General features: G+C 65.1%; 12 protein-coding genes. 5 read left to right on the top strand and 7 right to left on the bottom strand.

What is annotated here, in order from left to right:
* The 5 genes from B4L36_RS01820 to B4L36_RS01800 all read right to left on the bottom strand — a co-directional run.
* A partial coding sequence (locus tag B4L36_RS01820) for a hypothetical protein (RefSeq protein WP_292951463.1) occupies window positions 1-186 on the bottom strand: 186 nt, incomplete at its 3' end.
* 465 nt (window positions 187-651) lie between these two features.
* Complete coding sequence (locus B4L36_RS01815; protein ID WP_292951460.1) at window positions 652-1,200, bottom strand: 5-formyltetrahydrofolate cyclo-ligase; 549 nt, start codon at window positions 1,198-1,200, stop codon at window positions 652-654.
* Window positions 1,197-2,612, bottom strand: coding sequence for a magnesium transporter (gene mgtE / locus B4L36_RS01810; protein WP_292951457.1), 1,416 nt, complete (start codon window positions 2,610-2,612; stop codon window positions 1,197-1,199). The genes B4L36_RS01815 and mgtE overlap by 4 nt, the downstream gene beginning before the upstream one ends.
* A 49-nt stretch (window positions 2,613-2,661) precedes the next feature.
* On the bottom strand, window positions 2,662-3,444 hold the full coding sequence (locus B4L36_RS01805; protein WP_292951455.1) for an inositol monophosphatase family protein: 783 nt from the start codon (window positions 3,442-3,444) through the stop codon (window positions 2,662-2,664).
* Between the two features lie 133 nt (window positions 3,445-3,577).
* Window positions 3,578-3,937, bottom strand: a complete 360-nt coding sequence (locus tag B4L36_RS01800; RefSeq protein WP_292951452.1) for a helix-turn-helix domain-containing protein — start codon at window positions 3,935-3,937, stop codon at window positions 3,578-3,580.
* 180 nt (window positions 3,938-4,117) lie between these two features.
* Between B4L36_RS01800 and B4L36_RS01795 the strand changes: the two genes are divergently transcribed.
* Together B4L36_RS01795 and B4L36_RS01790 are read left to right on the top strand one after the other, a co-directional pair.
* Window positions 4,118-5,086: an NADPH:quinone oxidoreductase family protein gene (locus B4L36_RS01795; RefSeq protein ID WP_292951449.1), complete on the top strand. Its 969-nt coding sequence runs from the start codon at window positions 4,118-4,120 to the stop codon at window positions 5,084-5,086.
* A gap of 106 nt (window positions 5,087-5,192) precedes the next feature.
* Window positions 5,193-5,939: a Bax inhibitor-1/YccA family protein gene (locus tag B4L36_RS01790; protein ID WP_292951446.1), complete on the top strand. Its 747-nt coding sequence runs from the start codon at window positions 5,193-5,195 to the stop codon at window positions 5,937-5,939.
* Between the two features lie 82 nt (window positions 5,940-6,021).
* On the opposite strand, the gene B4L36_RS01785 is transcribed toward B4L36_RS01790, so the two are convergent.
* On the bottom strand, window positions 6,022-7,200 hold the full coding sequence (locus B4L36_RS01785; RefSeq protein WP_292951443.1) for a tetratricopeptide repeat protein: 1,179 nt from the start codon (window positions 7,198-7,200) through the stop codon (window positions 6,022-6,024).
* Window positions 7,178-7,603, bottom strand: a complete 426-nt coding sequence (locus tag B4L36_RS01780; protein ID WP_292951440.1) for an OmpA family protein — start codon at window positions 7,601-7,603, stop codon at window positions 7,178-7,180. The genes B4L36_RS01785 and B4L36_RS01780 overlap by 23 nt, the downstream gene beginning before the upstream one ends.
* Before the next feature lie 326 nt (window positions 7,604-7,929).
* Between B4L36_RS01780 and B4L36_RS01775 the strand changes: the two genes are divergently transcribed.
* Genes B4L36_RS01775 through B4L36_RS01765 form a run of 3 tightly spaced genes read left to right on the top strand, consistent with a single transcriptional unit; the run spans window position 7,930 to window position 12,115 of the window.
* Window positions 7,930-8,301 (top strand): hypothetical protein, encoded by a 372-nt coding sequence (locus B4L36_RS01775; RefSeq protein WP_292951437.1) that lies wholly within the window; start codon window positions 7,930-7,932, stop codon window positions 8,299-8,301.
* On the top strand, window positions 8,301-11,162 hold the full coding sequence (locus B4L36_RS01770) for a response regulator (RefSeq protein ID WP_292951434.1): 2,862 nt from the start codon (window positions 8,301-8,303) through the stop codon (window positions 11,160-11,162). The genes B4L36_RS01775 and B4L36_RS01770 overlap by 1 nt, the downstream gene beginning before the upstream one ends.
* Entirely contained in the window at window positions 11,159-12,115 is a 957-nt protein-coding gene (locus B4L36_RS01765) for a diguanylate cyclase (protein WP_292951431.1), read from the top strand. The genes B4L36_RS01770 and B4L36_RS01765 overlap by 4 nt, the downstream gene beginning before the upstream one ends.
* The last annotated feature ends 2 nt before the right edge of the window (window positions 12,116-12,117 follow it).

Genomic DNA, 12,117 nt, shown 5'->3' with positions numbered 1-12,117 from the left:
CTTGCGGAAATATTTCTGCGCGATCACGTCGCTGGCGACCTGGCTCCAGCCCTTCGGCACCTCGACCTGATCATTGCGAAAGACGATCTTGCCGTCCGGGTTGCGGATCTCGCTGGTTGTCATGGTGAAGTCCACCGCGCCATAGGCCCCGGATTCCTCGGTGGTGAAACGCCGCTCGATTTTCATGCCTGCCCCTCGTTCATGCTCGTATCGCTGTCCCCGCGCCCCTGCCCCGGTACCATGGACATGCATCCCCAGCCTTCCACTTGCGGCAGAAGGCAGTCAGGCGCGGCAAGCGCCTGCAAGGCTTTCGATCAGGGTCCGGCCCGGTGTTTCGTGGTGCCGGTGGCAGCCGCCACCACATCTTGTGCCACCTTCGCCGTGAAATACAAACTGACGCCAGATTTGGTCGGTTTCAACTATTTTTTTACCATATGCGCGAAAGATTGGGCGTTGACAGACCCGGTTCGGCGTCGCCGTGGATTCGCTCACAGCTTTGCTCGCCGCAAGTTGTCCGCCCCTCAGAGGGGCCAAATAAGTTATTTATCGTCAATCACATACGGAATTTTATCCGGAACTTTTCCACAGCCTTATCCGCGATTCATCCAGAGGTTGTGCACAGATGATGCGACAAGGCCACAATGACAGAATTCAGCGATCTGGATGCCGGATCGCCTGGTCGGTGACGATCAGATCCAGCGGCTGATCGAAGGGCTCTGCCGGGATTTCGGGCAATTCCTGCGTCGCGAAGGCCAACCCGATCGCGCAGACCGGGCCCGCGGCGCGCAGCAATTGCAGGCTGCGGTCGTAATAGCCGCCGCCATAGCCGATTCGGTTGCCGGCCTTGTCGAAGGCGGCCAACGGCACGATCAGAACCGAGGGCGTCAGGACGGGTGCCGATTCGGGCGGATGGGCGGTGCCATAGGGACCGGGTTCCAGCGCGCCGCCGTCCCAGGCACGAAAGATCAGCGCGACCCCCCTGCCCGTCACCACGGGCAGGGCCAGCGGGCCCGAATGGGCCATCATGGCCGGGCGCGGATCGGCCTCGCCGCGCATCGGCCAGTAGCCCGCCAGCCCGGCCCCCGCATGGGGCGCCAGCGCCTGTGTCAGATGGCGGGTGATCCCCGTCGCGTCGCCCTGGCCCGCCAGCCGCGCGGCCAGCGCCCGCGCCCGCAGCGCGGCCTTTGCGGCGGCGCTCACAGCAGCACGGCCGAGGCAAGACCGAGGAAGGCGAAGAAGCCCACGACGTCGGTCACGGTGGTCACGAAGGTGCCCGAGGCCAGCGCCGGATCGGCGCCCACCCGTTCCAGAGCCAGCGGGATCAGGATGCCGGCAAGGGCGGCAACGGCAAGATTGACGATCATCGCGATGCCGATGACGGCGGCCAGCGACACGCCGTCGAACCAGAACCACGCCACCACGCCCATCACCAGCGCAAAGGCCAGCCCGTTCATCACCCCGACGATCGCCTCGCGCCGGACCACGCGCCAGACATTGCTGCCGGTCAGGCTTTTGGTGGCCAGCGCGCGGACCGCGACGGTCAGGGTCTGGGTGCCGGCATTCCCGCCCATCGAGGCGACAATCGGCATCAGCACCGCCAGCGCGACAATCTGCTGGATCGTCGCCTCGAAGATCGCGATGACCAGCGAGGCGACGATGGCGGTGAAAAGATTGACCAGCAACCAGGGCAGCCGCTGGCGCAGGGTCTCGACCACGGTATCGGTGATCGCCGAATCCTCGCCCACGCCGGCAAGGCGCAGGATGTCTTCCTCGTGTTCCTCATCCATGACGTTCATCGCGTCATCCATGGTGATCACGCCGACCAGCCTTTCGTCCCGATCCACGACCGGGGCCGAGATCAGGTGATACTGGTTGAAGGCATAGGCCACGTCGCCTTCCTCGGCATAGGCGCTGACGGTACGGAAACTGTCCTCGGTGATGTCGCTCAGGGCGGTGGCACGGGGCGAGGCCAGAAGGCGGCCAAGCGCGACATATCCTGTCGGATGGCGGCGCGGATCGACAAGAATCACGTGGTAGAACTGTTCCGGCAGCCACTCCTCGCTTCGCAGAAAGTCGATCGCCTCGCCGACGGTCCAGTGCTCGGGGGCGGTCACGGTCTCGGACTGCATCAGTCGGCCGGCGGAATATTCGGGATAGCCCAGCGATTGCTGGACCGCCGCCCGGTCGCTGTCATCCAGCGCAGCGAGAATCTCGGCCCGGCCGGATTCGTCCAGATCCTCGATCAGGTCGACGACATCGTCGCTGTCCATCTCGCGGACAGCCTCGACCAGCACCGCGCGGGGCAACTGTTCCAGCACCTCTTCGCGGATGCCCTCGTCGATTTCGGACAGGATCTCGCCGTCGATCTCGCCGGAATAGAGATGCAGAAAGGCGCGACGCTCGGCGCTGGAAAGCTGCTCGATCACGTCGGCGATGTCGGCGGCGTGCATCGGCTCCAGCAGGTCGTTCAGACGTGCCGAATCCTCGTCCTCGATGGCGGCGTGGATGCGATCCAGCAGGTCGTCGCGCAGCTGGAAATCCTCGTCGTCGCGATCAGCGGCGTCGGCGGCGATCTCGTGGTCCGTTTCCGGGCTCTTGTCGTCGTCGGCCATGCCTCGTCTCCTGCCGTTCGAGGTTCCGTGACTGATTAGGTCGGGCGCGCTAGCGGTTCAACAGGTCAAGCGCCTCGCGGTGCAATTCCGGGCTGCCGGCGGCGACCACCTGCCCGCCCCCGGCGGCAGAGCCGCCCTGCCAGTCGGTCACGATCCCGCCCGCCGCCTGGACCACCGCCAGCGGTCCGGCGATGTCATAGGCTTGCAGGCCCGCCTCGATCACCAGGTCGATCTGCCCCATCGCCAGAAGCGCGTAGGCATAGCAGTCCAGACCATAGCGCGTCAGCCGCGCTTGTTGCGAGACGCGGCGGAAAGCGGCGGCCTCGGCCCCGGTGCCGATTTCGGGGAAGGTGGTCATCAGCAGGGCGTGGTTCAGCGCGACCCGTGTGCGGGCGCGCAGCGGCGAGGTGCCGCCGCGATGGGTCAGACGGGCGATCCCGAAGCCGCCTTCGAAACGTTCGCCGAGATAGGGCTGGTCGATCAGCCCGTATCGGATCCCGCCCGCGTCGCGCAGGCCGATCAGGACACCCCAGCTTGGCGCCCCGCACAGAAAGGCGCGGGTGCCGTCGATCGGATCGAGGATCCAGGTCAGACCGCTGCTGCCGTGCCGCGATCCGAATTCCTCGCCAAGCACGGAATCGTCCGGGCGGCGTTCGGCCAGAACCCTGCGCATGGCGGTCTCTGCGGCACGGTCGGCCTCGGTTACGGGATCGAAACCGGCCGGGCGCTTGTTTTCGGCCAGAATGCCGGTTCGGAACAGCGGCAGGATCGCGCGCCTTGCGGCATCGGCCATCAGGTGCGCGGTCTCGATGATCTGCTGCCTGTCTTCCATCGGCGCCCCCGTGACATTGCGTCACGAGGTCTAGCCGCATCGGCCCGGACCCGCCACCCCCGGCGGCGGCCGGTGCAAGACGGACCGTGACACCAGCCGGTCAGCGGCGGTTTTCCTGGCCGTCTTCTGCCTTTCAGGCAGCGTCCGACAGAACCCGCGCCAGTTCGAAGATCTGCCGACGCTGCGCGGCCGGCATCGCATAATAGGCGCGAACCAGTTGCAGCGCCTCCTTGTCGGCCAGAATGTCGCCCGTGACCTCATCGGCCAGCGCGCCTTCATGAAGGCCCTCGAAGAAGAAGCTGACGGGGACATCCACCGCGCGGGCGATGTCCCACAACCGGGACGCCGAGACCCGGTTCATCCCGGTCTCGTATTTCTGGATCTGCTGGAACTTGATCCCGACCTTGTCAGCAAGCTGCTGCTGGGTCATTCCGATCATCCAGCGACGATGGCGGATACGCTTACCAACATGAACATCAACACCGTGCTTCATCGTCCTACCTCGCTCAATCTAAAGAGGCAGTAGCCCAAGGTGTCACAATTATCGAGTGTCAACATGGTTAACAGGCCCGTTTCTGACCAAAAAGACAGGTCGGGGTTTCCGTAGTCCTGTCCATTTGGACAGGTTGGCACAACGGGATGAAGTCATTGCGTTAATTATGGAGAGACAGAAATGGCCGAGACGATTCGAATCGCCGAGATCACCGCTTTGGGACAGGTGCCCGTGCTGCGCGACGCCGGCCCGCCCGCGGCCGGCCCGGACGAGGTTCTGGTGCGGATCGGCGCCGCCGCGCTGAACTTTGCCGATCTGCTGAAGGCAAGCGGCCAATACCAGGAAAAGGCCACGCCGCCCTATGTTCCGGGGCTGGAGGGTGCGGGCCAGGTCGTCGCGGCGCCCGACGGCTGCGGGTTGCAGCGTGGCGACCGGGTGGCGGTGCTGCATCCGGGCACGATGGCCCAGATCGTTGCGGTGCCTGCGGATGCCTGCCTGCCCCTGCCCGATGCGATGCGCGACGAACAGGCGGCCGGTTTCCAGATCGCCTACGGCACCAGCCATCTGGCCCTGACCATGCGGGCAAAGCTGAAACCGGGCGAAACGCTGGCGGTGCTGGGCGCCGCGGGTGGCGTCGGATTGACCGCGGTCGAGATCGGCCGGGCGATGGGTGCGCGCGTCATCGGGGTTGCCCGCGGGCGCGAAAGGTTGCAGGCGGTGCGCGCCGCCGGTGCGGATCTGGTCATCGACAGCGACGATTGCCCGGATCTGAAGGCCGCGCTGCGCGATTGCGGGGGGATCGACGTGGTCTATGATCCGGTCGGCGACCGGCCCGGCGCCGCAGCCTTCGGCGCCCTGAAGCGCGGCGGTCGCTTTCTGGCCATAGGCTTCGCCGGCGGCCAGCCCCCGGTCCTTGCGCTGAATCACGCGCTGGTCAAGAACATCGCCATTCACGGCTTCTACTGGGGCGGCTATGCCAGCCTGGATCCGCAAGCCCGGCGCGACAGCATGACGGCGCTTCTGGCCTTGTTCGAGGCCGGCCGGCTGAAGCCGGTCGCGGGCAGCAGCCTGCCGCTGGAGCGGCTGGACGAGGGCTTCGAGATGCTGCGGCGACGCAAATCCGTTGGAAAAGTCGTGATAACCCTGTAAACAGCGCAGATGTGATACGCGCGGCATATTGAATCGCGGGCCGGGTCTGCCAATATGATCGGCATGACTTGGGGCCGTTGAGCCCAACCGCAAAAGGGAGACGTAGATGGCAGATTACAATACGTACCGCTCGGCCCAGAGCGTCGGCACCCGGACGGGTGCGGTCGATGAAGGGCTGCGGGCCTACATGAACAAGGTTTATGGGCTGATGGCGGTCGGCATGGGTGTAACCGCCGTCGCAGCCTATGGCATCAGCAGCGCCGCGGTCGATTCCGCCGGCCAGTTGACGCAATTGGGCACCGCAATCTATGCCTCGCCCCTGAAATGGGTGATCGTCTTCGCGCCCTTGCTGATGGTCTTCGCCTTCGGCGCCGCCCTGAATCGCCTGTCGGTGCAGGCCGCGACAATGATGTTCTACGGTTTCGCGGCGCTGATGGGGCTGTCGATCAGTTCGATCTTCCTGGTCTATACGCCGTTCTCGATCGTGCAGACCTTCCTGGTGACGGCGATCGCCTTCTCGGGACTTTCGCTGTGGGGCTATACCACGAAGAAGGACATCTCGGGCTGGGGCAGCTTCCTGATCATGGGTGTGATCGGCCTGATCGTCGCCTCGATCGTGAACATCTTCCTGCAATCCTCGGGGATGCAATTCGCGATCTCGGCCTTGGGTGTGCTGATTTTCGCCGGTCTGACCGCCTATGACACGCAGAACATCAAGAATACCTACCTGCGGCTGGCGGGTTCGGATCAGGATTTCCTCGGCAAATCCGCGATCATGGGCGCCTTGCAGCTCTATCTCGACTTCCTGAACCTGTTCATGTTCCTGCTGCAATTCATGGGCGGACGCGAATAAGGCGCAATTTTGCAAAGACACGGGAAAAGGCCGGGCAATCGCCCGGCCTTTTTCGTTGACGCCCCGATCATCATGGTTCCGGTCAGCTTGCCGGGCCACCGATCAGGCGCAGCACCACCATTCCCGGAGACCGCTGCGGATCGGTGACGAAAGACAGGCTGCCCGCGCCCAGGCCCGGCAGCGACAGCGCAATGTCGCGGGCCAGAGCAGCATCGGCATCGTAGGCATAGCTGACCGCGCTGCCGGCGTCGGGCGGCGCTGCGGTTTCCACGATCTCGGTCCAATATCCCGTCGCGTCGAACACGCGGATCAGATCGCGCGCGAAACGCGACGCCGCGGCGTCGCCGGGCGAAACCTGGATCCGGATCAATCCGGACGGCGCCTCGCCTTCGTCACCGGCCTGATCGAAAACCTGCCACGGCATCGCGGCATAGCGTGACGCGGCAGGGCCGACGCGCGACACCCGCCAGACCAGCCGCCCTGTCGTGCCGGCCAGATCGACGCGCAGCGCCGAGCCCGGGACATCGTCGGAAAACACCATCCGCGCCGGGTCGGACGGCCTGTCTCTCCGGGCGATTTCAACCCGGAAAGGCAGAGCCCGGGCCGCAGGCGCGCCGGCCCATGCCATCTCGGCCCTGATCGGTCCGGACCGGGCCGGATCCCGCGGGACCAGCCCGGCCGAAAGCGGGATCGGCGGCTCCAGTCGGCGCTGTCCGGGCGGGGGCGGCGCCAGATTTGCCAGCCGATCCGCCGCCGCCGGCAGGCCGCCGCCCACATCCTCCAGCCAGTAGCGGGCAAGATCCGCGTTCCTCGGCACCCCGTCACCCGCAGCAAGGATAAGCCCCAGGTTATAGCGTGCCCTGACATGCCCGTTCGCCGCGGCCCGACCATACCAACCCGCTGCCGCCCGGGGATCGCGCGCCACGCCGTCGCCGGAATCCAGCAGCACCGCCGCGTTGAATTGCGCCTCGGCCAGTCCAAGTCTGGCGGCCTTCAGATACAGAGCCAGCGCGGCGGCGGCATCGCGCGGCCCGCCCAGGCCCAGATCGCGCAACAGCCCCAGCCGCACCATCGCCTCGGCCGAACCCTCGTCCGCCGCGGCCTGCCACACCGCATCGGCGCGGGCGAAGTCGCGAGCCTCGAAAGCCTGCTGGCCATCTCCAAGCGGATCCGCCCCGGCGGACAGCGCCAGGCCAAGGGATAGAGACAGCGCACCGGCCCAGACCGACTGGCAGCCTCTATCGCCAAGAAATTTCGACAACGCGATTTTCTCGTTTGGCGATCCCGTCATCGGTCTCGACGGCCAATTCGCTCGTGCCGCGTCCCAGGACCTGCAACCGATCGACGGGAATGCCTCTTTCCACCAGGCCGTCGGCCACGGCCTGCGCGCGCCGGATCGACAGGCGAAGATTGTAATCGGGCTTGCCGACCGTATCCGCCCCCCCGGCCACGATCATGACGATGGGGTTGCCGTCCCGGAACAGGCGCGCCGCCTGATCAAGCGTGCCGCGCCCATCGGAGGAGATGCCGGCGCTGCCGGTCTGAAAATAAATCTTCAATGTGTCTGCATTCGTCTGCTGAGCGCCGACGGAGGTTGCAAGCGCCAGGCCGACGCTGAGAGCAATCAAGAGGGGATATCGTCTGAACATGAAGCTACCTTTCACCTGACCCCGCAAGCCTAATCCCCACATGGCCGATGTCCTTACAAGATTTGGTGTTCGGCCGGGTTTCCGCGGCTTTTCGCTGTTCATTTCTATCTTGCAGAGAACCGATCCCTTGCGCCTCGCCTTCTGAGCGAAACCCGCCGGTCGCGCGCGCGAATCGCGCCGCCGCCCGTCCGATCGCAACCGGGGCGCGACGACCGCGCCGCCGCGCCCGTCCGAAGCGCGACAAACTTTCATGGTTTTCCGGCCAGCCATTAACGGATCGGACAGCCCCCCTGCGCTAGTGTGCAAACATTGCAAGTCTCGGCAGCGCGAATGGGTGGGCAGTGACGGATGAAATCGTGGAAACCGGGGCACCCGCCCCCGGCGAACAGAGCAGCGGTTGGGCCGATGCCCTGCCCGCTCTGGTCCTGCTGGTGCTGGGGCTGGCAGGACTGGCGACGGCCACCATTCTGACCAGCACCGTTCCCGGGCAATATCTGATCCTGGCACGCCCCGGGACGGCGACCGGGGCGATCCTGGACATGGTCTATCGCGCGCGCGGCGGCATCGTGGGCTTCGGCGGACTTCCCGGAATAGCCCTTGCCGCATCAGACGATCCGGGTTTCGCGGAGGCCGTCCGTGCCGAAGGCGCCTGGATCGTTCTGCCCTCGCCCAAGCTGCTGGGCTGTTTCGGTCCCCCCGGAAGAGATCTGTGATGAACGCCGAAATTCATCGCTTGCGCGAACGTTTCGGCGCGCTTCTGGTCTGGCTGCTGTGGGCGCATGTGCCGGTGCTGGGCGCGGCGGCGGCATGGAACAAGGTCATGTCGGTGCCGGCCGCCATGCTGATTGGGGCGGGACTCGCGCTGATCTATCACATCGCCTGGCTGCGTTGCGGCACGGGCGCGGTCACGCGCAACCTGTCAGGCATCGTGCTGATCGGAGAGCCGGCCTTTCTGCTGATCCTGTTTGCCGGTCACCCCTGGCAGATGGACATGCACATGTATTTCTTTGCCGTCATCGCATTGAACATCGCCTGGTTCGACCGCGCGGTAATCGTATTTTCGGGAACCGGCACGGCGCTGCACCATCTGCTGCTGCTCTATTTCCTGCCCTATGCGGTGTTTCCCAGCGACGGCGATCTGGCGCGCGTCGTCCTGCACGCCGTCATCGTCATTTTCCAGATGCTGGTGCTGCTGTGGGTGATCGACATGGTTCGCAAGGCCTTCGAGCGGATCAGCGTGATGAGCGATGAACTGATCGCCAAAAGCGTCGCGCTGGAAGATCGCAATCGCCTGGTCGAGGAATCCAGCCGCGCGAAAAGCATGTTCCTGGCCAATATCAGTCACGAGATTCGCACACCGATCAACGCCGTCCTGGGATTTTGCCACCTGTTGCAGCGTTCGCGCCTGGAACCACGCCAGCGCGACCACGTGGCCAAGCTGAACGATGCCGGCGTCTCGCTGCTGCGACTGATCAACGACGTCCTCGATTTCTCGAAGAACGAGGCCGGCAAGCTGACGCTGGAATCGCATGATTTCGACCTTCGCGCCGCGATCGGCAGCCAGATCCAGCTTGTCGAGGAAAGCGCGCGGGCCCGGGGCCTTTCATTGGCGGCGCGGATCGACGATCGCATTCCTGCGCTGGTCACAGGCGACGAGTTGCGCCTGAATCAGGTCGTGCTGAACCTGCTCAGCAACGCGATCAAGTTCACCGAAAAGGGTGGCATCACCATCTCGGTCCGACAGATCAGGAGCGATGCGGACAGGGTCTGTATCGAATGCGCGGTCAGCGATACCGGCATCGGGATGACAGCCGCCCAGCAGGCGCATATCTTCGCCTCGTTCATGCAGGCCGACAGTTCCACCACCCGGCGCTTCGGAGGGACCGGACTGGGCCTGGCCATCTGCCGCCAGATCGTCGAACAGATGGACGGCCGGATCGAGGTTCAAAGCACCCCGGGCCTGGGCAGTGTCTTCACCTTCACGATGCGGCTTGGGATCGGGGCCGATGCAAGCTGTCAGGCGCCACTGCCCCATGATCGCCTGCGGGCGTTGCGGGTGCTGGTGGCTGACGACAACCCGGCCTCGCGCGATTTCATCGACGCGACCCTGACCCGCTGGAACATGCGGGGCGATCTGGTCCCGTCGGGCTCCGAGGCGCTGGCAATGCTGGAACGCGAGGCAATGGCCGGCAACCCCTATGATCTGGTTCTTCTGGACTGGAAGATGCCAGGAATGGATGGCTTGCAGACGGTCCGGGCGATGCAATCCAGCCCGCATCTGGCGGTAATGCCGACAACGCTGATCGTCACCGCCTATCCGATCGACGAATTCATCCGGGACCAGGATCGTGCCGCGATCAGCGCAGTCCTGCGCAAACCGCTTGATGCACACGGCCTGCTGGACATGCTGAACCAGTTGATTCCGCCCGCCGCGCCGCCCGTCAGTTCCGGCGCCGACCTGCGCGCTTCGTCCGCCGGTCTGCACCTTCCGCAAGCGATGCAGGGCCTTTGCGTTCTGCTGGTCGAGGATAACGCGATCAATCGCGAGATCGCGGTGGAGTTGCTGAACGACGCGGGTCTGGTCGTCGATTGCGCCGAAAACGGTGTCATCGCCTGTCGCAGGATTCTGGATGAGGATCATGGCTACGCGGCCGTGCTGATGGATGTGCAGATGCCCGAGATGGACGGCGTGGCGGCCACGAAGCTGATCCGGCAGACACATTCGGCCGATTGCCTGCCGATCATCGCCCTGACCGCCCACGCCTACGAAGAAGAGCGGCAGCGCTGCCTTGGAGCCGGCATGAACGACCACATCTCGAAACCCGTGGATCCCGATCAGTTGATCAGGGTTCTTGGAACCTGGCTGAAGACCGGACCGCAGGCGGTCCGGAAAGAGCGGACACGTGCCGGTGCGACCGGCTTGGTGCCCGTCCTGCCTGCACAACTGCCGCCCTTCGGCCTGGACCGCGCGCTTCGTCGCGTGAACGGAAAGGCCGCATTGTTGCGGCGTCTGATCGTCAGTTTCGGGGAAAGCTACGGCCGTGTCGGCGACGATCTGCGCGCCATGATCCGGGCTGGGCGGATCGAGGATGCGGCGCGGCTGGCCCACACCCTGAAAAGCGTCGCCGGATCGCTGGAACTGGCCGAGGTGCCGGATCTGGCCGGGCAGATCGAGGCGGCGCTTGGCGCCGGCGAATCCGGCGCCGTGGCCGGGTTGATCGCGGAACTGGCGGACAGGATGGCGCCGGCCATCGCCGCGGCAAACAGCCTTCAGCCCGCGCCGTCGCAGGCAAGTGCCGACGCCCCGGCTGCCGCGCGGATCAACGCGGCTTCGCACGCCTCGGCCGAGGCTCGGGCCGCCCGGGATGCGCTGCGCCAACAACTGTGTCGCAGGAGCCTTTCGGCACGAGCCGGTTTTCACGCCTTTGCCGATGCCCTGGGCCTGGACGCCGGCACGCGTGACGCCCATCCCGTGCTTCAGGCTCTGCTGCGACTGGATTATGCCGAGGCGCTGCGCCTTCTGGACGGCACGCAGCCCGAAACCGGTCCCGACAATGGTGAGGTCGCAACATGAGCAAACCGGTCATCATGATCGTGGACGACGAGATCGCGAATATCGAGATCATGGGCGCTGTCCTGGGCGAGGATTACGAGATCTGCTTTTCCCGTTCGGGGGAAGATGCGTTGCGGGTCGTTCAGCGGGTGACGCCGGATCTGATCTTGCTGGATATCGTGATGCCGGGCTTGGATGGCTACGAGGTGTGCAGAAAGCTGAAAGACGACCCCGCCACGGCCGACATACCGGTGATCTTCACCACCGGCCTTTACCACACCGAGGACGAGGTGCGCGGTCTGGCCGCCGGGGCCATCGATTATGTCACCAAACCGATTCAGCCGGTTGCCCTGCGCAGCCGTGTGGACAACCATATCGAATTGAAGCGGATGCGAGACCAGTTGGCCAATCTGGCGATGACGGACGGGCTGACGGGTCTTGGCAACCGCCGGCTTCTGGAAAAGCTGCTTCAGACCGAACTGCGCCGCCTCTCTCGCGAGGGCGACTGGCTGTCCTTCATCATGCTGGATATCGATTTCTTCAAACAGTTCAACGATCTTTATGGGCATCTTGAAGGGGACCAGTGCTTGCGCAAGGTGGCTTCGGCACTAGGCGGCGCGGTCCGGCGAAGCGGCGATACCTGCCTGCGCTATGGCGGCGAGGAATTCGCCTGCATCCTGCCGCGCACCGATCACGATGGCGCGCTGGAGGTGGCCGAGGACATGCGCCGGAGGGTCGAGGCTCTGGGTATCGGCAACGGCGGCTCTGATGTCAGCCCTGTCGTGACCGTCAGCATCGGCGTCGCCAGCGGTCGCTGCTCGTCCGAATTGTCGATGGAATTGTGGATCTCGACCGCCGACGCCATGCTTTACCAGGGCAAGCGCAGCGGCCGGAACCGCGTCGAGGGCCATGTCATGATCCCGGCCTCGGGGGCGGAAATCCTGGGGCATGGGGAACGCCGCGAGGCAGGCTGATC

Source organism: Paracoccus sp. UBA889 (genome assembly GCA_002294185.1).
GTDB lineage: Bacteria > Pseudomonadota > Alphaproteobacteria > Rhodobacterales > Rhodobacteraceae > Paracoccus.
Note: the sequence above shows the minus strand (reverse complement) of the source record. Positions and strands in the feature narration are given on the sequence as shown.

Excerpts from the sequence above, each read along its gene's own strand:
- mgtE (WP_292951457.1), bottom strand. The coding sequence starts at position 2,612 with ATGGCCGACGACGACAAGAGCCCGGAAACGGACCACGAGATCGCCGCC.
- B4L36_RS01805 (WP_292951455.1), bottom strand. The coding sequence starts at position 3,444 with ATGGAAGACAGGCAGCAGATCATCGAGACCGCGCACCTGATGGCCGAT.
- B4L36_RS01800 (WP_292951452.1), bottom strand. The coding sequence starts at position 3,937 with ATGAAGCACGGTGTTGATGTTCATGTTGGTAAGCGTATCCGCCATCGT.
- B4L36_RS01795 (WP_292951449.1), top strand. The coding sequence starts at position 4,118 with ATGGCCGAGACGATTCGAATCGCCGAGATCACCGCTTTGGGACAGGTG.
- B4L36_RS01790 (WP_292951446.1), top strand. The coding sequence starts at position 5,193 with ATGGCAGATTACAATACGTACCGCTCGGCCCAGAGCGTCGGCACCCGG.
- B4L36_RS01770 (WP_292951434.1), top strand. The coding sequence starts at position 8,301 with ATGAACGCCGAAATTCATCGCTTGCGCGAACGTTTCGGCGCGCTTCTG.
- B4L36_RS01765 (WP_292951431.1), top strand. The coding sequence starts at position 11,159 with ATGAGCAAACCGGTCATCATGATCGTGGACGACGAGATCGCGAATATC.